Below are 21,722 nucleotides of genomic sequence, written 5' to 3'. Positions count from 1 at the left end.
GCGATAATACTTAGATTCAGCCCGTTTTTAAGAGTATGCCGTCAATGATCGATGATGATTTTGATTTCGACCAACCCGTGACCCGAATTCCGCAAAATCCACAAGCGACCAAACTATTGGGCAATCGTCTTTTACAACAAGCTGAACAATATCTTGCTTCAATGGGTAGTCGACCACATGCACAATTGGTCGAGTCGCTCCGTCAGCTCGAGTCTGAAGATTCGTACTTTGCGGTAATGGCGGATCAACTTGAGTATGAAAGTGATGAACCAATGGCCAATGACGTGCTCAATCTGTTGTTTTTCTGGCAAATGGCCAATGAAAAAGAAGCTGATATGACTAAGTTTCAGTTGCCCAATTTAATCCAAACGGACTATTTCCAAGCGACTTTGCTTGACGCTTACGACGCGATGGATTTGGGTGCATTCCAAGCTCAGCGCCGCAGCGTGATTGAAGAAATCTTAAAACTGTATCAACAGCAGTGTTATGCAGGTTGTATTACGGTTCTTTATGGTCAAATTGAAGGAATTTTGACGGATGCGCTGATTGAACATGGGTATTTAAAGCAAAATCAAACCAAGTTCGTCGATGTGTATAAAATTGTACCGGGTTTGAAAGGCCATGAAGTCAAAAGCCTATGGCATAAAGTTAAAATTGCCAGTGAAATCAATCCGTATTTTCTGAGCCTTGAAGCATTGAAAATGGATGCGAGTTCTAGTGTCACGGCCAGCCGTCATAATATGGTACATGGCGCAGACGTGACCCATTTCACTCAAGCCCGCAGTTTCATTTTGTTTATTTGGCTGTTTGCAGTTATTAGCTTTCTCAGTACCGTAAAGCGTTAGTCTCTTCCGTTGAGTGGTACAGGATGGTGTTTAAATTGCTGCATCCTGTACAGCTATTGTTTCCAAATGATGCAAATGACGTCAGCACTTAAAAAGCAAGGTATAACTCTGAGTTAACCAAAATTTTAAATACGAAAGAGGGCTGTGACATGACGAATGACAATAAACTCGATGATTTAAAAACCAAAGCGACTGAGTTGGGTGAAGATTTGAAGTTGAAAGCTCAAGCGGCAAAACTCGAAGGCGAGAAAGTACTGGAAGATGTCAAACATCAGGCCACTGAAGCCAAGCTAGATGCTGAAAAGCAGCTGACTGACTTAAAGCAGAACGCAGCAGAAAGTAAAGCCGAAGGCGATGCAGCTTTTGAGCAAAAGTTGGAGTCTGCACAAGCCAAAGCCGAGCATGCGAAACAAGTTGCACAGGAGAAATTGGATCACTTTAAAGTTGAAGCAGGGCATAAACTGGATGAGGCGAAACTTAAAGCCACTGAGTTAAAGCATGAGGCCGAAATTAAACTGGAAGAATTTAAGGTGCAAGCCACTGAAAAGTTTGACGAGTTGAAAAAGAAAGCCACAGAAACACTGCAAAAGTTTAAAAAAGACGACCAAGCTTAATCCGTCTGAAACGGCGAATGTCGGCCTTAAATGTTCGCTAATACTATGGCGTAGACTGTGTACTGAGTGCAGGGTCTGCGTCCAAGTTAAACCACATGATGCTCTGAATTTGATTGTTCACGGTGCGGATGGTGTAACGATAGTTTGCAATTTCATATACATATACCGTCTCAAGTGGGCTATTCGGTGCACTGTTGATTGGGGTAGAGGACATAGAAATCGGCGATAAATCGATTTTTTTCTGCATGTCTTGAACTTGATCACCGATAGTTACCGTTTGACCCGCAGGGGTTTTAAATGAATTGGTTGATGTACCTGCAAAACTAAAGATAGATATGGTGCAAGCCAAAACAACCACGGCCCAAAGTTTCATTATTTTCTCCCCAAATCGCGTAAAGATAGAACAACAGAATATAGATATTTTGCTATGCAATAACATCACCTTAAATGGGGAGATTGGATTGTACTTACAATTCTTTACGTTCAAATTTGATCCAATTCACCGATTTTATTTTTTCAGTTAGCTTAAGCGACTAAGCTTCGCCCTTTGATATTCAGCGTATAAAACCAACTAAAAAGCTAGGAATACTAAATTTCATGGCATAATCCATAAATACTGAACTTAACCTAAGTTCGTTTTGTGGTTAAACTATAGCATTCAGCTGAATACTCGAATTTGGAGTACATATATGTCGTGGCTTTCTTCTCTTAAATCAGTTTTTTCTCCTGCGCAGGAGGTAAAGGAAGAAGAAATCCAAACAGTACTGCAAAACTATATCTTGCCCAATTCAAACCATGCGTTGAAAGACCGCATTACTCAAGTGAATGTGCAGGGCAATATTCTGCAAATTACCATCAATACTTTTCCTGCCGAAGCAGATGATTTACAACAGATTCATGATGATTTGGCGGTTGCGCTTGAAGCATGCGGTATCAAAGAATTAAACATGCATGTGATTCAACAAAAAACGGGACATAAAGAAAAGTCAGGTGGCTGTGGACATCAGCATGCTGAAGGTGAGAGCTGTTCAAGCCAAGCAAAAGAGGCTGCACCGAAAAGCAATTTACCCCCAGTGATTGATGCTTCAGGCTCAGCAGCCCAAGCTGCTGCACAACCCGTTGAAACTGATCCAAACAATCCACCCATTCAAAAAGCAGCACCACAACAACGTGATGTGCCGAAGCATCCGCGTATTCAAAATGTGATTTTGGTGTCCTCGGGCAAGGGCGGCGTGGGCAAATCCACCACCACGGTAAACCTTGCACTTGCTTTGCAAAAGCTCGGCTTAAAAGTTGGGGTCTTAGATGCGGACATTTATGGTCCAAGTATTCCGACTATGTTGGGCAATGCGGGCAAAACGCCGATGATTGAAGCGGAAAATTTTGTACCCTTAGATGCCTATGGTTTGGCAGTGTTATCGATTGGGCATTTAACAGGTGATCATAATACTCCCGTGGCTTGGCGTGGGCCGAAAGCGACAGGTGCGTTGATGCAACTGTTCAATCAAACCTTATGGCCTGATTTAGATGTCTTGATGATTGATATGCCACCGGGTACAGGTGATATTCAGTTGACGCTTGCGCAGCGTATTCCTGTGACAGGTGCAGTGATTGTAACCACGCCACAGAATGTGGCGCTTATGGATGCGACCAAAGGCATTGAGCTATTTAACCGCGTACACATTCCAGTCATGGGTGTTGTGGAAAATATGTCGACCCATATTTGCTCAAATTGTGGATTTGAAGAGCAAATTTTTGGTACGGGCGGTGGTGATAAACTGTCTGAGCAATACGCTATTCCACTTTTAGGACGTCTGCCTTTAAATGTACAAATCCGTGAAAATGCGGATGCGGGTAAGCCTTCTGTTTTAGTGGAAGACAGTGCAGCAGACAGCTATATGCAGATTGCTGAAAAAATTGCAGCCGCACTGCCTCAGGCTGAAAAAGATCAGACTCGTATTTTCTAAATGAGCCATAAAAAAGCCCAACACATTAAGTTGGGCTTTTTTTTGTTTCTTTTTTAGGAGAGTGAATAGGACTGATTTTGTTTTTTGGCTTGCATAATATTAATGCTGATGGCGATCACCACCATCACAATCCCGATAATATCAGTCACAGTTTCAGGGATAATCATACATAAAGCACCTGCACCTAAGAAAATTCGCCAGAACCAGTTCAAACCAACTTTAAAGTAACCTTCAACTGCTGCCCCCAGTGCCAAAATCCCAACCACTGAGGTAAAGACAATACTCACAATAGTTGTCCAGGCAGGAAAAGCAAACTCACGTGCATTGACTGCGACATTGGCCGTATCAATCATCAGCATGGCAGGGTTATAGACGAACAGGAACGGGACAATGAAACCCGCTAAAGAAAGCTTCAAGGCTTGGAAGCCCGTGCGCATTGGGTCGCCCCCTGCGATTCCCGCACCTGCAAAGGCGGCTAAGGCGACAGGGGGGGTAATATTGGCAAACAGACCAAAGTAGAACACAAACATATGCGCCACTAGCGTGGGAATATCAAAGTTTGCCAAAGCGGGTGCAGCCATAGTCGCGGTAATGATATAGGCTGGAATCGAAGGAAGTCCCATACCTAAAATCATCGATGCAATCATGGTAAAGAACAGCGTTAAAAATAGGCTGCCTGCACCGATGCTCATAATCGAGGAGGTCATGACAGAGCCAAAGCTGGTCAGGCTCACCACACCAATAATAATCCCCACCACAGCACAGGCTGCCATGACCGAAAGGGATTGTTTTGCACCATCGGCGAGCGCTTCTAATATTTCTTTGAAGCCCATACGGGTCGATTTGCGGAAACTCGCCACAATCACAGTTAAGACAATGGTGTAGACCGCGGCATAACTGACAGGGATGGATTGAAAGAGGAAAAACACCAAAGCCACGATCGGAATAAGCAAGTGTCCTCGTTCCTTTAGGACATCTTTAACCCGTGGCAAATCCGCTTTCGGGACACCTTTTAAATTGTCTTTACCAGCACGGAAATGAACCTGCGCCATCACACCTAAATAGTAGAGTAAAGCTGGAAGGGTGGCTGCAAGGGCAATGGTGCCATAACTGACACCCGTGGTTTCAGCCATAATGAAGGCACTGGCTCCCATCACCGGGGGTAAAATTTGTCCACCTACAGAGGCACTGGCTTCAACAGCACCTGCAAAATTTTTGTGGTAGCCAATTTTTTTCATCAGGGGAATGGTGAATGAACCGGTCCCTACGACATTGGCCACCGCTGTGCCATTAATACTGCCCATAAATCCACTGGAAATGACGGCAACTTTTGCAGGACCACCTTGTTTATGTCCCGCAAGTGCCATCGCAAGATCATTAAACAATTTGCCCATGCCTGATTTCGCCAGAAAAGCACCAAACAAAATAAACAGGAAAATAAAAGTGACTGAAGCGCCAATAGCGGAAGAATAAAGCCCTTCGGTTTTTAAATACATTTGCCCGAAAATATCACTAATACTATATGAACGCGTCAATAAACGATCTGGGACCCAGTCATAGTGGCTAAAAAACGGGTAAGACAGAAAGACTAAACCTAAAATAGGCAGCATCCATCCCATGACCCGCCGAGCACCTTCAACCACCAGCACCACGGCTAAAATGGCAAAAACAATATCTAAAGTGTTTGGAATACCCCCACGCGTGGTCATAATGGCTTGATATTCTTTCCAAAGGTATAAAAAGGTTGCTAAAGCGGCTAAGGCAAGTAACCAATCCAACCAAGGGATGCTTTGTCGTGAACTGGACTGACGCGCAGGATAAAGTAGAAAGATCAAAACTAAACCAATAGCGACATGGGCGGAACGTTGAATCAGTTCGGGTAGTGGATTAAAGGTAATAAATAAATGAAATAAGGAATAGAAAATAGCAATCGCCGCTATGAACCATGCTACAGACTTGTTGCTTGGGGAACGAGTCACTGACTCACGATCAAATTTTTCTAAAATGGCTTGTTGTTGCTGCTCGTCTAATTGTTCAGGGGCAACTTTTTCTTCATTTTGAGTCATCGGCATTCTCCGATCTGCCATGCTTTCCACAAGGGCTGTTGTTGTGCTGTAATTTGCACCAAGGTGTAATCTGGATATTGTTGAAAAATAGGCCAGACGCGCTGGTGAATGATGATACTGCCTTGCATATTCTTGGAAATGATCCAGTTGATTTGATCAATTCGCCGATTAACTTTCATTCTGACTATACCGTCTTTTTGAAAGATGATGGGATAGTCATTCGGTGTGCCTGCACCGAAAGAAATCAGGTCGGTGTAGCGCAATATAAAGTGCTGTTGCTCCCGTTGATAGTTTTCAATCCAACGAGTTTTTTCAACTGAATGTTTCCACTGCAAACTAAATTGTGCTGTTGAAATTCGGCACTGCATTTGAGCAACAGTCACTTCGCTATAGCGCACAGGCAAGAACAGCAGCCCACATAAACCGAGTAGAAAAAGTGCAGTAAACACTGCACTTTTTTTCAGCTTCATTTTTTCGCTGCGAGTTCGTCGTAATAACGTTTAGCCCCAGGGTGTAGCGGAGCAACCACGCCTTTTTGAGCCGTTTCCAAATTAATTTCTGTCGCTGCCTGATGTGAGTTGGCCAATTGTCCTAAACTATCAAAGAAGGTTTTGGTCAGTTTATAGACATCATCCTCAGAAAGATCGGAACGTACCACTAAAGCATTCATAATGGCCGCAGTTGGAATATCTTCTGCATTGCCATAAGTGCCTTTCGGAATATTCAGAGATAGGAAATAGGTTTGGTTTTTGGCGATTTGTTTCACTTTCGCAGGATCGATCCCAACCAGTTGTAAATCGAAACCTTGTTGCAGTTCCATCAAGGATGAGTTGGGGATACCACTGGTTAAGAATGCAGCGTCAATTTTTCCACCCTTTAAAGCATCCGCGGCTTCTGCATAGCCTAGATAATCGACCTTCACGTCATTATAAGTAATACCAAAACCATTTAAGAGGGTGCGCGCATTAACTTCAACCCCTGAGTTTTGGGCACCGACAGCAATACGCTTACCTTTTAAGTCTTCAAGCTTTTTAATGCCTGATTTTTTTGAGGCCACAATTTGCACATAGTTGGGATAGAGTGCCGCAATTTGTTGGACATTATCAATTTTCCCACTGGCAAAACTACCTGTGCCATTTAGTGCTTCGGTTAAGCTATCACTCATGACAAAAGCCATTTCAACTTTTTTCTGTTTGAGTAAGTTAAGATTTTCTACCGATGCGCCTGTGGTTTGAGTTTTTGAATTTACACCATAGGTTTTATTATAAATTTCAGCCAAACTGGTGCCAATCACGTTATACGGGCCAGATGCGCCGCCTGTTGCTATGTTGACAAATTTACTTTGGAGTTTGTCGGATGTTTGTGCATTGGTTTCGGTTTGAGCATCGCCTGAAGTCGTGGTTTTATTGTCACTTGAGCATGCTCCTAGACCTGCAAGTGCAATTGAAAGTAGCGTGAGTTGAGTCCATCTTTTCATATACTTTTCCTCGTTTTATTATCTTCAAAGCCATTCACTTGGCTCTTTTATCCTTGACTTTGCGCGATCAGATTGATGAATAAAAATACGCATGTTTTAAAAAGTAACTGATTAAAAATCATTTGAATAGTTTTTTTTCATTAGTTATGTCTATTTGATTTATAAAATCATTGATTTGAAAAAAGAATAAAGTGTATGGAATTATCTTTCTGAAAGCTAGATTTGGTAAGGGTCTTAAGCTTCATTTATGTTACTTATTGAATGAAAATTAAAAAAACTGTTATCACGGTTCACTAAATTTGATTGCTTTCAGCATGGCAAGTCATTACGCTTATAGTTATATATATGTGGGTCTGTGAATATGGTCACTTGGTTTTTTATTGGTTTAGTGATAACCATTCTTTTAACTCCAGGACCAACCAATACCCTACTTGCCTCTTCGGGCATTCAAGTTGGTATTCGTAAATCTTTGCGTCTCATTCCAGCAGAAGCTTTTGGCTATCTCATTTCAATCACGGCATGGGGCTTCCTCATTGGAAAAGTGTCTGTACACTTGCCTTTATTGCCGACTATTTTAAAACTGTTCAGTGCAAGCTATATCATTTATTTGGCTATCAAATTATGGCGTACAGCCGATGCTGAAGTAAGTTTTAATCAACCGACTATTCGGGCGCGTGAACTGTTTTTGGCAACATTATTGAACCCTAAAGCATTATTGTTTGCTTCAGCCATTTTCCCAACCATTGCGTGGACAAAACTAGATTATTATCTGTCGCATATGTCGCTGTTTTTGGTTTTGATTATTCCAATTGCTTTCTTTTGGACTTTTATCGGGTCAATTTTAGCGAGCAATAAAATTCGTTGGCTGAACCAATCTAACCTGCAAAAAACAGCATCGCTGGTTTTGATGAGTTTTTCGATTCCGCTGAGCTATTCTGCGATTTTAAGCTTTTAATTTAGTAATTAAAGCCAGAAATTTTGAGAACTTAAACGCGCTTATTTTCATTGAAAGCGATTTCAGTTAAAGTACAACGCAATTATTGAAATTAAGCTTTTTTGGAAAGAATAAATGGCTATTAAGTCCGATCGTTGGATTCGCGAAATGAGCGAAAAACACGGCATGATCGAACCGTATGCAGAAAACCAAGTTCGTTTAGATGAAAATGGTCAAAAACTCATTTCTTATGGTGTGTCGAGCTATGGTTATGATGTTCGTTGCGCGCGTGAGTTTAAAGTTTTTACCAATGTTCACTCGGCAATTGTAGATCCAAAAAACTTTGATGATAAAAGTTTTATCGACATTGAAGCTGATGTTTGTATTATTCCACCAAACTCATTTGCTTTAGCACGTACCGTTGAGTATTTCCGTATTCCGCGTAATGTGTTGACTGTGTGTTTGGGTAAATCGACCTATGCACGTTGCGGTATTATCGTAAATGTCACACCACTTGAGCCTGAGTGGGAAGGTCATGTCACTTTAGAGTTCTCGAACACAACCAATCTTCCTGCACGTATTTATGCAGGTGAGGGTGTTGCACAAATGTTGTTCTTCGAATCTGACGAAGTGTGTGAAACATCGTATAAAGACCGTGGTGGTAAGTACCAAGGTCAAACAGGTGTAACTTTACCGAAGACCTAAGTTTTTGATATGTAAGAAAGCGGATCATTGATCCGCTTTTTTTTATGTCAATTCATTCATCGGAAAATAAATATTATCGGACAGTTGGTTTTGCATTTGTGCTGAGTTTCAGCATAATCAATTATGAAATAGAGTGCTTTGGTTGACGCAAATAAAAATTATAGTGCGCAGAGTAGAATGCCAAGCAAAGGATGCAGTACATAAAGATGCGGAGCATCGAATAATAAGGATGGTCGAGATGACGAATCGTATATATCCCGCAGGATTGAAAAAATCCTGTTTAGCTAGTCTTGTCGGACTCATGCTTGCGCAGTCTACATTTGCCCTTGAGTCACTTTCCGATGAATATCTAGCGGATACTACGGGTGAAGGCATTGCTTTACTTCCTGAAAACTTCAAGATGGTGTTTCAAGGGGCCAATGATCTCTCCACGGCTTCTAGCTACAACCGTGGCGTGGCCAATCCACAACAATACGACACGGGCTTTATTCGTATTATTCCTGTGGGTGAGAACTACTCCAAGTATACCGACGCAGATGATCTGAGCACGAAACGAACCAAAGCAGACATCTTTATTTATGGTTTAGCGCTTTCGCGGTCTGATAATAATGCCAATAGCCGTTTCAGTAATCAGGGCTTCACATGGGGAAGCGATGTTAATCCTTGGTTATTTCGCGCTGGCACAGCCACGGGGATTAAACAGTTTCATCAATCGAATGCAAGTTCAGATGTGAGTTTTCTAGGGCTGGAAGCCCCTTTAGCGACCGTTCTAGCCAGTGACGCAGATAATAATATTAAATTAGGTTTATGGTGGGATGCTTTTTCACGCAGTTGGAACTCCCAAAATAAAGTGGATCCTATTACAGGTGCACCAACAACAACTAATGCGGCAGCAGATCCTGATTTAAGTTTAAATCAAAGAATACGTTTACAGGCGGTTGCCAATGGATTGAGTTTAAATGGCTCACAGGTGCGTATGTTTCAAACTCAAGCATCTACCTTAGACCAGCAAAATAAAACCTTTGGGATGGCAGCCTTACTTCGGATCAATACCAATGGTGATCCATCTGGATTGGTCTATGCCAATGATGACGCAAATAAAGCGCTATTAAATACTAAAGTTCTTCGACTGAGCACAGCTGCGACCAACGATGGTACGGCAGTCACACCCGCATTAGATCGTTCATTGGCTCCAATTTTTGATGCGAGCGAGGGACTTTATTTATACAGCCCAAATATTAACTTGGTCTTGGGTAATATGTATCAGCCTTTTGTTGTAGGTTCGGAAGGACGCAATATTATTCTCGAAGTCACGCGTATTCCGAATGTGCCTGAGATTTATAAGCAGATTTATACCTACTACCCAGATGTACAGGGTGGAAACAATGCTGATTATAAAGGATCAACCTGTAATGTGGCCTATTGTGGTTCGAATTTTGTTCAAACGGGGGCAGGGAGTACCGCGATTCAGTACCAAGGGAATAACGCAACACATAGCAGTATTTCGATTGGTAGCGTGACACGAGATCCGACCACCAATACGCTCAAAGCCAATACGGCGACACAATCTACTGGTGTGGTATTCCGCGGGACTGGAACAGCAGTTCCTGTAAATCTCGGTTCGGTTGCTATAGATGGTGTATTGATCCAACACTTAAAAATTAAGACCACAGGGCTATAGGATACTGACATGATGAAAAAATTATGTGTAACCATGTTGATGTCTATATCCATGTTGTCTCAAGCGGGTTTGGTTGATTTGGATAATAAGGAACTGGTCGGTGTGACTGGACAGGGCGGTGCAGATTTGAGCTTAACCCTATCGATCAACCACCAATATGCCAATGATATGAGTTTAAATACGATCTCTAGGATCAATGGTGTAGATGCAAATGGGCGAGCTATTGTCACTGAAGCCTATTATCAAATGCGCGCAAATCAAGATTGCGCTTTATTAGAACTGTGTCGTATCGCTATTTCTCCAAATAATCATAAGGAAAATGGGCAACGAAAATGGCTGGTTTTCAAGCAGTTCCAAGGCACCATGCAAATTGATAAATTTTCGCTGGAAGGTACCACAATTCTGAATAAAGAAGGTAAGCCACAAACTGCGATGATGTTAAAGTTTTTCGATGATAAACCCCTTAAAATTCGTAACTTGGGTTTTGCCAGCCTTTCCGTAGAAAGTGGTGAAAATGGATATTTCAATACCTCAACGTATAACAGTTATGGTACGAGTAAAACTGTACCAACTTTTGATAAAGGTCAGGAACAAGGTTTTATGGGCTTAAATGTTCACGGAAACTTACATCTGGATGGAAATCTAAAAATCTTTAGCTATAACTGCTCGGGCACTGCGGGTAGCCGCTGTTAGACACATAGTTTCAAAAGGATATTGAGATGCATAAAATAATAAAACTAAACCTTCTGACACTGTGTATCTGTGCAGCGAATCAAAGTTATGCATTACAAGCTTTGAATGATCAGATTTTAAGTGATGTAACGGGTCAAAATGGTATTTCAATTACCCATGAAGCTTCAAAAGTTGACATTAAACAATTGAATTGGGTCGATCCAGCGGAAGTCGGAAAAACACCGATTAAACTGGGTTTACATAATATTGACGTTAAAACGGCGACTGGTTATAACAACATTAAAACCAAACTCGATTTTGATGTGGGAACAACACAATTAGCCAATGGTACGCAAGGGGTTGGCATTCAGCTCTCTGCCAGTGTGTCACCTTTTACCGCAACGGCTGCCCAAATCATGCTGATGTGTTCACCAAATTGTGCAACGGGTGAAACGGATCAAAATTTAGGAAGTTTTAAGCTTTCAACTATTTCACCTTTTGAAGTGTATTTGGCAACGACGAATGGGCTGTTCAACCGCGACTCAAAGGTGCATTTAGATTTTAAATTGCAGAATGCGAGCATTAGCTATGGACAAAATAATCAAGATTTAACATTAAAAGATTTCAATTTCAATTTATCTGCTGATGGATACCTCTATATCGATGAAACGGAAGGTGTAGTTCTCACCTCAAAGGGTAGTGTTGGCGATAATATTGTTGTTTTAGGTCGAGTGGAAGATAAGACAGATGTACATGACAGCCGTGTAGGCAATGCCACAAATCCGGGGTTAAACGTCGATTTACGTTATGGCTCAGCAAACTCGACTCACCGGAACTTAATTCGGATAGGGGCATCGGGTGCATTAACCAATGGCAAGATCGCGTTGAATGCTGACCAAACTGGTGTTGCTAAGTTTAATACGGTCAACCGTGTTAACGGTAATGTTCAAGAAAATGAGGTGGTTGCATCTGCAGGTTATGGTTTTAAGAATGCGGGCGGCTTACATTTAAATGTATCGGCTGACTTTACCCGTGCAGGGAATAGTTTGCTTGGTGCTAGCACACCAACAACGTTTGAATTAGGACACACTGGTACAGGTAGTTACGCCATCGAGTTTTCAAATTTATCACCGCTCAATGTACGTACTTCTACTGACCCCAATTCAGCAATAAACAGTCAAAATGTCTATATTGATTTTGGCCAGATTTATATCAATAACATTCGCACCAACTCAATGGGTTTTGTAGTCAATGACCAAATTAAGACGATATTGGGTGCGCAAAACTATGAGTTGATTTATAACCCATCACCAACGGGCAATGCTTCAAATATGGCTTTTATTGCTGTACGTGGACTCGATTTTCAAGCCATTGCACGTAAAGCTCGCTTTATTTCAGATAATTCTATTGCGGTAAACAATACTAACGAAGGGACATGGGGCTTAGGTATTCCAATTTATAACCTAAATGCCAATGCAGCATTTTTTGCCAAGAAATATACCAATACCGCTGGAACAGTGAAGGATGGGTTGGGTTATGACATCGCAGTATCAACTGATGGTTATGGTGAAGATAGTCAAGGCAACCCTAAAACAACGTCTATTATCGTCATTGATGGTGCGATGAGTAAGCATGGCGAAGAAGTTAACTACTATACAGGCTTACGTAATATTGATTCATATTTTAAAGCCAATGGTGTGATTGGTTTTAATGAAAATGAAATCTATATCAAAGCCGATAGCTTATTGTTTGCTGCCAATGCGGAAATCGCAATCGGGCAGCTTCCGGGTGCACTATATAATTGTCCAGCAGGGGTAAATAGTTGTGCCAAAGAAGTCGTACCGATTAATAACTTTGCCAAAAAAGATGATGTTCTCGCATCGATTGCTTTTATGTTGGATGGTAAAGGTGAACTCTTTATTATTCCAGGGCTTGAGGCTGTAGGCGGGACACCACAAAGCAACTATTTGTCATTTAAATCCAATTTTGAGTTTAATACGTTGAGTAGCACAGACCTGAGTAATGAAAGTAAAAAAGGAAGTTTTATTAGTTTAAGTAACACCGATAGCAATGGAACAACAACAAAAACCTCAAGTTTTAACTTAAACAAAATGCAAGGTCACTTAGGTTTGAATGGAAAAATTCATATGCAAAAGGACTCAGTGGTCATAGATAATCAAGTGCAATTTAACTATAAGGCATTAGCAGGTGGACAAGGAGCAGCCTTTAGGACGGAGGTCGCATTGTCTCCAACAGGTACCATGCAGAAGGTTGCCGATATTGCTATTACGGGTGGGGCTATGCGTAGCACATTAGGGATTACACCGCGCTAAAAAGGATGACAAGGAATAAATAAAATGAATAAGTCTTTAATTTCAATTTTAATCACAGCGACTTTAGGTTTGAGTCAAAGTTATGCGATGACCGCTTTAAATGACGAGGAATTGTCAAAAGTTGAAGGTCAATCTTTGATGAATCTAGAGTTTCAGCAGGGGACGAATACAACCGATGCACAAGGAAAAGCATATAATCAATCGAACATTGGTTTTTATAAGTTAGCCCTTAGTGCGGAATTGGAGCTGAATGCCAATATTAAAAAGCTTCAATTGGGATGTGGTGGCGACAATAATTCAATTCGAGCCAACAGTTGTGATATTGATATTGATCATATTGGTTTAAGTGGACTACCTGATGATCCAAACTATACATCGGATCAGCGCGCAGCGACTTCGGCATTAATCACAAATCCATTTATTCAGTTCGCCATTAAAAATCCGACCTCAGCAGCAACACGTGAAGTACTCGGTTTTCGTGTGAGTGCTGAAAAGATTAAAGGCTTGATGACATTAGGTACCAATAATGATGTAGATGCAAATAATAATGCGATACCCAATGGAATTAATACCTTTAGTGGATATATGAAAACCAAAACTGCATCTGGTACTGCAGTGACAGCAGCTCGTAGCATGACCTTTGCGGATACAGGATTAACTATGAATGGTATTGTGCAAGGACGATTACTCGGAAGTAGTTCTGGGACAACTTGTGTAGGTGGTTTTTTAGACCCTTGTTATGATATTTCATATACGTCTGATACTTATAATTTAAATTTATCTTCGACTACAGCGCCTTTTACGATTAATTCGACAGTTGTGTCGGGGACTCGAATGAAGGATGTAACTTTAAAAGGGACGGGTACTGTTGGGCAAATTGATTTTAGTGGACAATTAACAGCTAAAGTACTCGGTTTTTTAAACTTAGATAAACAGGTGTCCGGCAATATTACTGGGCTTAAAACAGATATCACTGTGAACCAAAGTTTAGGCTTAATTCATGCACTGTATTTAAACAACCCAGCATCATTATCTTTGCAATCACAAGATATCCTATGGACGGGTGCTGCGGTTGGAGCAAATAAAGGCTGGTGGCTGGCGATGGAAGATGAAGTCGAGCTGGGCAGCTTAAGTCCAACGACCAAAGTGGCAATTACCAATGAAGTCTTAAAACAAACCATTGCGGGTATTAATAAAGATCTAACGAGCAATCCTCGAAATTGCGGTAATCTTTTAACAGGATGTGTCGGTGGTTCTGCCTTAGTTGTTGGGAATGTTCCAATTAATACGACGACTTTGGATTTTCCACTGACCAATTTAAGCTTACAAGGGCAAAACTTTAGATCAAACTGTTACGGTGGTTTAAAATTCTGCTAATTAAATTTTCATAAAAAATCCCGCGATATACGCGGGATTTTTTTAATCTAAAATGAATTATTTTGCAATTTTCGCCAATAACTCTTCTTTAGAAATGTTTACAGATTCAGCATCACGACGGCCTTTATATTCAAAAGTACCAGCATCTAAGCCTTTCTCACCAATCACAATACGGTGAGGAATACCTGTAAGCTCAAGGTCTGAGAATTTCACGCCTGGACGTTCGTTACGATCATCCAGTAATACATCATAACCTGCTGCCGTCAGTTCAGCGTACAGTGCTTCAGCTGCTTCCAAAGTACGTGGAGACTTATGTGCATTCATAGGCACAATGGCAACTTCAAATGGTGCAATTGCCGCAGGCCAAATAATGCCTTTTTCGTCAAAGTTTTGCTCAATTGCAGAGGCAACCACGCGTGTTACACCAATACCGTAACAACCCATGGTGACAGTAAATGGCTTACCATCTTCACCTAGAACTTTACAGCCCAAAGCTTCTGAGTACTTTTGACCGAGTTGGAAAATATGCCCTACTTCGATACCACGTTTAATTTGCAGCGTACCTTTACCGTCTGGAGAAGGATCACCCTCAACCACATTACGTAAGTCATAAACTTCAGTGAACTGTGCATCACGTTCCCAGTTTAGACCAGTCACGTGTTTATCAACCTCATTTGCACCTGCAACAAAGTCAGATAGGATAGAGGCCGAACGGTCAGCAATGACCGTTAATCCTTTTTCAACTAAGCCTTGTGGTCCACAGAAACCAGCGGTTAAACCCAGTGCAACAAGTTGTTCTTCTGTTGCAAAAGTTAATGGTGATGCGATACGTGGATGTTTCTCCGCTTTAATTTCATTCAGCTCATGATCGCCACGTAAGAACAATGCCACTACCGGTGTTGCTTGGCCTTCTTCGGCTGCAATACCTTGTACTAACAAGGCTTTTACAGAGTGTGCAGGATCAGATTTTAAGAAGTTAGAGACGTCTGCAATGGTTTTTTGATTTGGTGTATCGACAACTTCTAATGCTTTGGTTGGCGCTGCACGTTCACCGACTAAAACAGCCTCAGCCATTTCAATATTTGCCGCATAGTCAGATTCAGTCGAGAAGGCGATATCATCTTCACCACTTGATGCTAATACGTGGAATTCATGTGAGCCTGAACCACCAATTGAACCTGTATCGGCTTGCACTGGACGGAAATCTAAACCTAAACGGCTAAAGATTTTGCAGTACGCGTCGTACATGATGTCATAGGTTTCTTGCAGTGATTCTTGGTTTGCGTGGAAAGAATAAGCATCTTTCATAATAAATTCACGTGAACGCATTACACCGAAACGTGGACGAATTTCATCACGGAATTTGGTTTGTACTTGATAGAAGTTTGCAGGCAATTGTTTATAGCTTTTGAGTTCATTGCGCGCAAGGTCGGTAATGACTTCTTCGTGGGTAGGGCCAAGTACGAAAGGGTTGCCATGGCGGTCTTTGAAACGAAGCAGTTCAGGGCCGTATTGGACGTATCGACCAGATTCTTCCCATAAAGATGCTGGCTGAGTTACGGGCATCAGGACTTCGAGTGAACCCGCATTGTTCATTTCTTCATGAACGATCGCTGCAACTTTATTTAATACGCGAACGCCCATCGGCAGCCAAGTGTATAAACCTGAAGCCAATTTACGAATCATCCCAGCACGTAACATTAGTTGATGTGAAATCACTTCTGCGTCATTTGGGGTTTCTCTTAACGTTGCAAATAAAAAGCGACTCGCGCGCATGGAAACTGTCCTAAAATTTTAAACTTTGAAAGTCAAAGATTATACGATAAAAAATGAGGAGGCATGTCGACACCGCCTCAGAAAAATGTTGATTATTATGACATGATTTTACGTACTTGACGCAGTATAAAGTTCTTAAAGTCATCTAAATAGGTGAAGATGACAGGAACCACCACTAAGGTCAGCAGTGTCGATGTAATGACACCGCCGATTACTGCATGTGCCATCGGTGCACTTTGTTCACCCCCTTCACCTAGCCCTAAAGCCAGAGGTATCATGCCCATTACCATAGCGCTAGTAGTCATCAAAATAGGCCGTAGACGTGTTTTACCTGCATCAATAATCGCTTGATAACGATCAACGCCGTGATCCATGGCTTTTTTAATGAAATCGATCAATAGAATTGCATTCTTGGTCACCAGACCCATCAACATGATAATACCGATAATAGAAAACAAGTTCATGGTGGAGTTGAATAAGAAGAGCGCTAAAAATACCCCAATCAATGAGAGTGGAAGGGAAGCCATAATAGCCGCAGGGTGAATAAAACTATTAAACTGCGAACCTAGCACAATATAAATAAACACGATGGATAAGGTGATTGCGGTCATGGCATAACCTGCGGATTCAGCCATATCTTTGTTTGAACCTTGCGTGTCAAAGCTATAACCTGCAGGAAGATCAAAGTTGTCTTCAATTTTTTTAATATCTGCACCAATATCGCCTGCAGGACGACCCGCGGTGTTGGCTTCGACTAAGACTTCCCTTGCTAGATCGCGACGATTAATCTGCGATGCCCCCAGACTTTGCTCTAAATGCGCAACACTAGAAAGGGGAATCAATAAAGCTTGACCATTGGCATCCGTTTTTTGCGATGTGAGGTAAAGGTTTTGTACATCACTAGGTAAGCTACGCGCATTTTCAGTTAAGCGCAGGTTAACATCATAGGTTTCGCCTTTGGCATCTTGCCAAGTGGTGACATCATCTCCCGCAATCAGTGGGCGAATCACATTGGCAATTTGATTGACCGATAGGCCCAAATCGCTGGCTAAGACCCGATTAATATGCACACCTAAAGTCGGTTTAGGAGCTTTAAGTGAGCTTTCTAAGTCGACAATGCCTTTGACTTGTGCAATTTCTGCGATAAAGCGGTCTGAAATTTTTTGCAATTCGGCTAAGTCTGGACCTTTGATGGAAATCATCACTGGCTTTTGTCCGCCCGATACCGTTTCATCTGCGGAGGCAATTGAGGTCACAGTAATGCCACCCACTTGTTGCAGGCGTTGGCGGAATTCATTGTTTAAGTCGGTTAAGCTTTTCTTACGTTCTGTACGTGGCGTAACGGTTACGCGAATACTGACATGGTTTTTACCACGATCCGTAACACCATTAATCACGGCATAGGTTGCTCGAACGTCAGGGTGCTGCTGAATAATTTTATCGACTTGCAGCAGTTTGGCTTGTGAATATTCTAAAGAGGCATCTACAGGTGTTTCAAACTTAATCCGAATCTCACCTTTATCTGGAACAGGGACAAACTCTGTTCCAATCAGTTTAGATAAGCCTAATGCACCGAATAGCGAAGCCACAGCAATCATGAGGGTGATGAATCGGAAGCGCAGAGCAAGCTTGAGTAATTTCTCATAGTCATGGCTGAGATTATCTAGTTTGCCAGAAATCCAATTAAAGAAACGTTTGACTCGATTGGGTGGCTTATGTGGATTTTGCTGTTCAGCCCAATGTGCAGATAGCATTGGATCTAAAGTAAAGCTGACAAACATGGAGATCAGCACAGCAGTACTGACGGTTACGCCAAACTGATAGAAAAAGCGCCCGATAATACCGCCCATAAATGCCACAGGTAAGAACACCGCAACAATGGTTAAGGTGGTGGCTAAAACAGCGAGTCCAATTTCTTTGGTGCCATCAAGGGCTGCTGTGACAGGGTCTTTGCCCATGTCTGCATGTCGCACAATATTTTCACGGACTACAATCGCATCATCAATCAGTAGACCAATGCTGAGTGATAGTGCTAGTAAGGTCATCATGTTGATGCTAAAGCCGAAGATCCAAATAAACGTCAGAGTGCCAAGGAGAGCAATTGGTAACGTCATGCCTGTAATGGCGGTGGAACGGAATGAGCCTAAAAACAGCAGGACAATCAAAACGGCAAGTGCTGCACCTTCAATAATTGTACGTGCAACATCGGTGATGCTGTTACGAATGCCTTTGGATGAATCTACCACCACTTTTGCTGTGGTGCCTTCAGGCAACTGTTTTTCGATATCTGCTAAGGTCTCATAAGTGCCGTCGACCACGTCAATTACATTTGAATCGGAACTGCGTAAAATATCAATCGCAACCGCGGTTTTACCGTCTAAATAGGCACTTGACTCAAGTTCGGCTTGGCTGTCTGAAATGCTTGCAACTTGGCGCAAATAAATCGGCACACCATTTTTATTGGCAATCACCAAATCGCCGAAGGCTAAAGGATGAATCACTTTAGACTTAATTTCGACCACAAGTTCACTGTTACCATGTTTCAACGTTCCACCCGGAACCTCGACATTTTCAGCTTTTAGCGTGTTGATGATCTGGTCAATACCAATCCCAAAACTTTGTAATTTGTGGGGTTCAATCTGTATGCGAATTTGTCGCTTGGCATCACCCAACAAGTTGACTGTCCCGACACCAGAAACGGTTCTAAACTGTGGAACGATGCGCTGATCCAAATAAGAACTGAGCTCTTTCAGTGACATGTTTTGTGATTCAAATACAATTGACATCACGGCATTGGCAGAAGGATCGTAACGTTCAACAATCGGGTCTTGAATTTCGTCTCGAAATTGAGCGGTGACCGGTGCAATTTTATCGCGTACATCTTGCGCGGCTATAGCAGAAGAAACATCGAGATCAAATTCAGCAATAATGGTCGATAATCCTTCGCTAGACTGAGAAATGACCTGTTTTAAACCTGAAATGGTATTGATTTGATCTTCCATTTTCTTGGTGATTTCAGACTCAACCGTTTCAGGCGATGCCCCAGGATAGGTGGTATAAACCACCACGAAGGGGAAATCGACATCAGGAAACTCCTCAACTCCCATTCTTTGCCAAGAGGCTAAGCCTAAAACCATCAGACAAAACATCATCATGATGGTAAAAACAGGATATTTCACACTAATACGGGTTAACCACATAGCAACAACCTTTTCTTATTTTATGGATTGATTGTCACCATTTGATGCAAATCATTTTCATTAAACTTTATACGACTAATCTGGTCGCCGGTTTGTAGTCCCTGTACCACAGCACTGTTGTTGCTATAGCGTTGTTCCAATACTTTTATGTGAACACGTTCAATTTTATTGTGGCGAATCACCCAAACATAAGGTGAATTTTGTATGTTTTGAATGGTATCCAGTGGGATAATTTGCCCTGAGATGGACTGTGAACCAAGTATGTCTCCCTCTACAAAGGTCCCAATACTCAATGAATTAATACTTTCAATTGGCTGAGCAAAAAACTCAATTTGACGGCTTGCGGGGTCTGCAATCGGGGAAATACGAGTAAGCTTGGCTGTCAGTTTTTGAGGATTGCCTTGCAGTCGATATTCAATTTTTTGTCCCAAACTTAAAGCGGCTTGTAGATCACTTGGAATTTTGGCCTGTATTTCTAAATGACTCGGGTCAATGATTTCAAATAGGGTTTGTCCTGCGGATACTGTTTGTCCAGGTTCTACCTGGCATTGAGTAATAACCCCTGAAATCGGGCTTAAAATAGTGCCATCGTGATCTGCTTTTTCGGCTATATCGACATAGGCTTGTTGTGCGCGAACATTTTCTAATTGAGCTTGATAGTCTACAAGGCTTTGTTCATATTCCACTTTAGAAATAAAGCCCTGATCGAGTAAACGTTTTTTTCTTTGAACCATGCTTTTTGCAAGATTGGCTTGGGCTTGGGTTGATGCAAGATTGGCTTGAGCTTGGGCAAGACGTGCAGCATTATCTTGATTGTTCAATCGAACCAACACTTGCCCTTTTTGAACAGCTTGTCCAACTTGAACTGAAACTGCGGTTGCTGTCGCTGTCACTTGAGCCTGAATGGAACTTTGATTGACGGCTCGAATGGTGCCAGTAAAAGCTGTACGTTGGATAGAAGGCCCTTCTTGGAACTGAACCAAGTCTTGTGCTATCAGCTCGATTTTAGCTGTAGACGAAGTAGGGGAGGTGACTTCGCCTTGTTTTTGGCAGGCAGAGAGGAGTAAGCACAAACACAGCGGACTGAGTTTAAAAATAGGGAGCACTTGGCGGCTTAATTTAGTTTTTATACATGGTGCAGCCTGCATTGAGTCAAATCCTTTGGTCTAGCGGCGAAAGTCAGCACACTGTAAATAAGACGCAGATTATTCAAGTGTTTTTAAACGAGCAATAATTCTGTCGTATTCAGCCTTGGTATTACGATAGTGACTTTGTAACGATTGTATTTGCTCTTTTTTCATCACAATATTTTTGGAATTATAATCAATCATATCTTGGAGCGGTTTCGGATTGCTTTTGCCTTTACGCATGTTCTCTTTTTCTTGGCGTAAGAATCCAATGCGGTCATTTTGTAATTGTTTTAATTCATCTTGCTGGAATTTAATCTGCTTTAAGATATAAGAAAGGGCGGTATTGCGTTTTTGAGTGGCGACTTGGCTGTTGGTATAAGCGCGTTTTAATTTAAGATCTGACTCGCGTTGCTTGGCTGCTGCTGCACGTTGCGGCGCATATTGCGCATCTTTTTCTGCGTTGTATGGGCGTGCCCGTTGAATCACTTGCATGTTGCTATCGAGTGCTTCATAACCATAACGAATATGGTTTGGGGTGACACTGCTACTGACGTTTGCGATGCCTTTACTGTCGTAATATCGATACCAGACCGCTTTAGGTGGATCGGCCATAATCGAGATGGTCTGCAAACTTAGCAAAGCCAGCAAAATGACTTTCGCAGTCATCCTTTTTTTCACGATCAAAGCAAGTTTGTGATTAAACTCCCTAAGCATCGATACCCCCAGTTTAAAGTTGACTAAATTACTTATTTACAAGCAATAAATAGTGCTATATTAGTCCTAAATTTAGGAATAAAAAATATAATCAGTCAAAAAAAAATCGACGGGTATAGGAAAGTGTGAAGCCGTTCTTAAAAAGAAGATGAAGTGTGGTTTTATGCGGAAACTGTTCGTTGAAAATATAAGTAAATATATGTTAAAAGTGTACGTAACTTGTAAAGCGTC

General features: G+C 41.8%; 17 protein-coding genes. 9 read left to right on the top strand and 8 right to left on the bottom strand.

Annotated elements, in window-relative coordinates; genetic code table 11:
• Nucleotides 1-44 precede the first annotated feature (44 nt).
• Complete coding sequence (locus AC4CU2_RS12175; protein WP_010326233.1) at nucleotides 45-845, top strand: hypothetical protein; 801 nt, start codon at nucleotides 45-47, stop codon at nucleotides 843-845.
• A gap of 149 nt (nucleotides 846-994) precedes the next feature.
• The gene (locus tag AC4CU2_RS12170; protein WP_004981189.1) at nucleotides 995-1,459 is read left to right on the top strand and encodes a hypothetical protein; all 465 of its coding nucleotides are present in this window, start codon (nucleotides 995-997) and stop codon (nucleotides 1,457-1,459) included.
• A 43-nt stretch (nucleotides 1,460-1,502) separates the two neighbouring features.
• On the opposite strand, the gene AC4CU2_RS12165 is transcribed toward AC4CU2_RS12170, so the two are convergent.
• Complete coding sequence (locus AC4CU2_RS12165) at nucleotides 1,503-1,832, bottom strand: hypothetical protein (RefSeq protein ID WP_039889769.1); 330 nt, start codon at nucleotides 1,830-1,832, stop codon at nucleotides 1,503-1,505.
• Nucleotides 1,833-2,148: 316 nt separating this feature from the next.
• Between AC4CU2_RS12165 and apbC the strand changes: the two genes are divergently transcribed.
• Nucleotides 2,149-3,426: an iron-sulfur cluster carrier protein ApbC gene (gene apbC, locus AC4CU2_RS12160; RefSeq protein ID WP_005399936.1), complete on the top strand. Its 1,278-nt coding sequence runs from the start codon at nucleotides 2,149-2,151 to the stop codon at nucleotides 3,424-3,426.
• Nucleotides 3,427-3,479: 53 nt separating this feature from the next.
• Here apbC and AC4CU2_RS12155 read toward each other — a convergent pair whose 3' ends face one another.
• From AC4CU2_RS12155 to AC4CU2_RS12145, 3 genes are read right to left on the bottom strand one after another with little or no spacing between them, the layout of a single operon-like run.
• The gene (locus AC4CU2_RS12155) at nucleotides 3,480-5,492 is read right to left on the bottom strand and encodes a TRAP transporter permease (protein WP_010326235.1); all 2,013 of its coding nucleotides are present in this window, start codon (nucleotides 5,490-5,492) and stop codon (nucleotides 3,480-3,482) included.
• Nucleotides 5,489-5,962 carry a DUF1850 domain-containing protein gene (locus AC4CU2_RS12150; RefSeq protein ID WP_005399934.1) on the bottom strand — a complete coding sequence of 158 codons (474 nt, stop codon included), beginning with the start codon at nucleotides 5,960-5,962 and terminating at the stop codon, nucleotides 5,489-5,491. Before AC4CU2_RS12150 ends, AC4CU2_RS12155 begins: the two co-directional genes overlap by 4 nt.
• Nucleotides 5,959-6,969: a TAXI family TRAP transporter solute-binding subunit gene (locus AC4CU2_RS12145; protein ID WP_490768895.1), complete on the bottom strand. Its 1,011-nt coding sequence runs from the start codon at nucleotides 6,967-6,969 to the stop codon at nucleotides 5,959-5,961. The genes AC4CU2_RS12150 and AC4CU2_RS12145 overlap by 4 nt, the downstream gene beginning before the upstream one ends.
• A 361-nt stretch (nucleotides 6,970-7,330) precedes the next feature.
• Between AC4CU2_RS12145 and AC4CU2_RS12140 the strand changes: the two genes are divergently transcribed.
• The 6 genes from AC4CU2_RS12140 to AC4CU2_RS12115 all read left to right on the top strand — a co-directional run bounded on the left by AC4CU2_RS12140 (nucleotide 7,331) and on the right by AC4CU2_RS12115 (nucleotide 14,671).
• Nucleotides 7,331-7,924 carry a LysE family translocator gene (locus AC4CU2_RS12140; RefSeq protein WP_490768894.1) on the top strand — a complete coding sequence of 198 codons (594 nt, stop codon included), beginning with the start codon at nucleotides 7,331-7,333 and terminating at the stop codon, nucleotides 7,922-7,924.
• 114 nt (nucleotides 7,925-8,038) lie between these two features.
• Nucleotides 8,039-8,608, top strand: a complete 570-nt coding sequence (gene dcd / locus AC4CU2_RS12135; protein WP_004694514.1) for a dCTP deaminase — start codon at nucleotides 8,039-8,041, stop codon at nucleotides 8,606-8,608.
• A gap of 238 nt (nucleotides 8,609-8,846) precedes the next feature.
• Entirely contained in the window at nucleotides 8,847-10,289 is a 1,443-nt protein-coding gene (locus AC4CU2_RS12130) for a hypothetical protein (protein WP_419276728.1), read from the top strand.
• Between the two features lie 9 nt (nucleotides 10,290-10,298).
• On the top strand, nucleotides 10,299-10,982 hold the full coding sequence (locus AC4CU2_RS12125) for a hypothetical protein (RefSeq protein WP_234962869.1): 684 nt from the start codon (nucleotides 10,299-10,301) through the stop codon (nucleotides 10,980-10,982).
• 26 nt (nucleotides 10,983-11,008) lie between these two features.
• Nucleotides 11,009-13,294 (top strand): DUF6160 family protein, encoded by a 2,286-nt coding sequence (locus AC4CU2_RS12120; RefSeq protein WP_490768893.1) that lies wholly within the window; start codon nucleotides 11,009-11,011, stop codon nucleotides 13,292-13,294.
• Nucleotides 13,295-13,318: 24 nt separating this feature from the next.
• The gene (locus tag AC4CU2_RS12115; RefSeq protein ID WP_490768892.1) at nucleotides 13,319-14,671 is read left to right on the top strand and encodes a hypothetical protein; all 1,353 of its coding nucleotides are present in this window, start codon (nucleotides 13,319-13,321) and stop codon (nucleotides 14,669-14,671) included.
• Between the two features lie 57 nt (nucleotides 14,672-14,728).
• Here AC4CU2_RS12115 and AC4CU2_RS12110 read toward each other — a convergent pair whose 3' ends face one another.
• From AC4CU2_RS12110 to AC4CU2_RS12095, 4 genes are all read right to left on the bottom strand, one after another.
• Complete coding sequence (locus AC4CU2_RS12110) at nucleotides 14,729-16,447, bottom strand: proline--tRNA ligase (protein ID WP_490768891.1); 1,719 nt, start codon at nucleotides 16,445-16,447, stop codon at nucleotides 14,729-14,731.
• Nucleotides 16,448-16,542: 95 nt separating this feature from the next.
• Nucleotides 16,543-19,647, bottom strand: a complete 3,105-nt coding sequence (locus AC4CU2_RS12105) for an efflux RND transporter permease subunit (RefSeq protein ID WP_490768890.1) — start codon at nucleotides 19,645-19,647, stop codon at nucleotides 16,543-16,545.
• Nucleotides 19,648-19,667: 20 nt separating this feature from the next.
• Entirely contained in the window at nucleotides 19,668-20,795 is a 1,128-nt protein-coding gene (locus tag AC4CU2_RS12100; protein WP_490768889.1) for an efflux RND transporter periplasmic adaptor subunit, read from the bottom strand.
• 57 nt (nucleotides 20,796-20,852) lie between these two features.
• A complete protein-coding gene (locus tag AC4CU2_RS12095) occupies nucleotides 20,853-21,491 on the bottom strand; it encodes a hypothetical protein (protein ID WP_087010454.1) in 639 nt (212 codons plus the stop codon).
• Nucleotides 21,492-21,722: the final 231 nt, after the last annotated feature.

The sequence above is a fragment of the Acinetobacter sp. 797_lipA genome, assembly GCF_058243025.1.
The sequence above is the reverse complement of the archived record's forward strand: the minus strand, read 5'-3'. Positions and strand labels throughout refer to the sequence as shown.

Bases quoted from the DNA above. Each gene is read 5' to 3' on its own strand.
- AC4CU2_RS12175 (WP_010326233.1), top strand. From the start codon at position 45: ATGATCGATGATGATTTTGATTTCGACCAACCCGTGACCCGAATTCCG.
- AC4CU2_RS12170 (WP_004981189.1), top strand. From the start codon at position 995: ATGACGAATGACAATAAACTCGATGATTTAAAAACCAAAGCGACTGAG.
- AC4CU2_RS12165 (WP_039889769.1), bottom strand. From the start codon at position 1,832: ATGAAACTTTGGGCCGTGGTTGTTTTGGCTTGCACCATATCTATCTTT.
- apbC (WP_005399936.1), top strand. From the start codon at position 2,149: ATGTCGTGGCTTTCTTCTCTTAAATCAGTTTTTTCTCCTGCGCAGGAG.
- AC4CU2_RS12155 (WP_010326235.1), bottom strand. From the start codon at position 5,492: ATGACTCAAAATGAAGAAAAAGTTGCCCCTGAACAATTAGACGAGCAG.
- AC4CU2_RS12150 (WP_005399934.1), bottom strand. From the start codon at position 5,962: ATGAAGCTGAAAAAAAGTGCAGTGTTTACTGCACTTTTTCTACTCGGT.
- AC4CU2_RS12145 (WP_490768895.1), bottom strand. From the start codon at position 6,969: ATGAAAAGATGGACTCAACTCACGCTACTTTCAATTGCACTTGCAGGT.
- AC4CU2_RS12140 (WP_490768894.1), top strand. From the start codon at position 7,331: ATGGTCACTTGGTTTTTTATTGGTTTAGTGATAACCATTCTTTTAACT.
- dcd (WP_004694514.1), top strand. From the start codon at position 8,039: ATGGCTATTAAGTCCGATCGTTGGATTCGCGAAATGAGCGAAAAACAC.
- AC4CU2_RS12130 (WP_419276728.1), top strand. From the start codon at position 8,847: ATGACGAATCGTATATATCCCGCAGGATTGAAAAAATCCTGTTTAGCT.
- AC4CU2_RS12125 (WP_234962869.1), top strand. From the start codon at position 10,299: ATGATGAAAAAATTATGTGTAACCATGTTGATGTCTATATCCATGTTG.
- AC4CU2_RS12120 (WP_490768893.1), top strand. From the start codon at position 11,009: ATGCATAAAATAATAAAACTAAACCTTCTGACACTGTGTATCTGTGCA.
- AC4CU2_RS12115 (WP_490768892.1), top strand. From the start codon at position 13,319: ATGAATAAGTCTTTAATTTCAATTTTAATCACAGCGACTTTAGGTTTG.
- AC4CU2_RS12110 (WP_490768891.1), bottom strand. From the start codon at position 16,447: ATGCGCGCGAGTCGCTTTTTATTTGCAACGTTAAGAGAAACCCCAAAT.
- AC4CU2_RS12105 (WP_490768890.1), bottom strand. From the start codon at position 19,647: ATGTGGTTAACCCGTATTAGTGTGAAATATCCTGTTTTTACCATCATG.
- AC4CU2_RS12100 (WP_490768889.1), bottom strand. From the start codon at position 20,795: ATGCAGGCTGCACCATGTATAAAAACTAAATTAAGCCGCCAAGTGCTC.
- AC4CU2_RS12095 (WP_087010454.1), bottom strand. From the start codon at position 21,491: ATGCTTAGGGAGTTTAATCACAAACTTGCTTTGATCGTGAAAAAAAGG.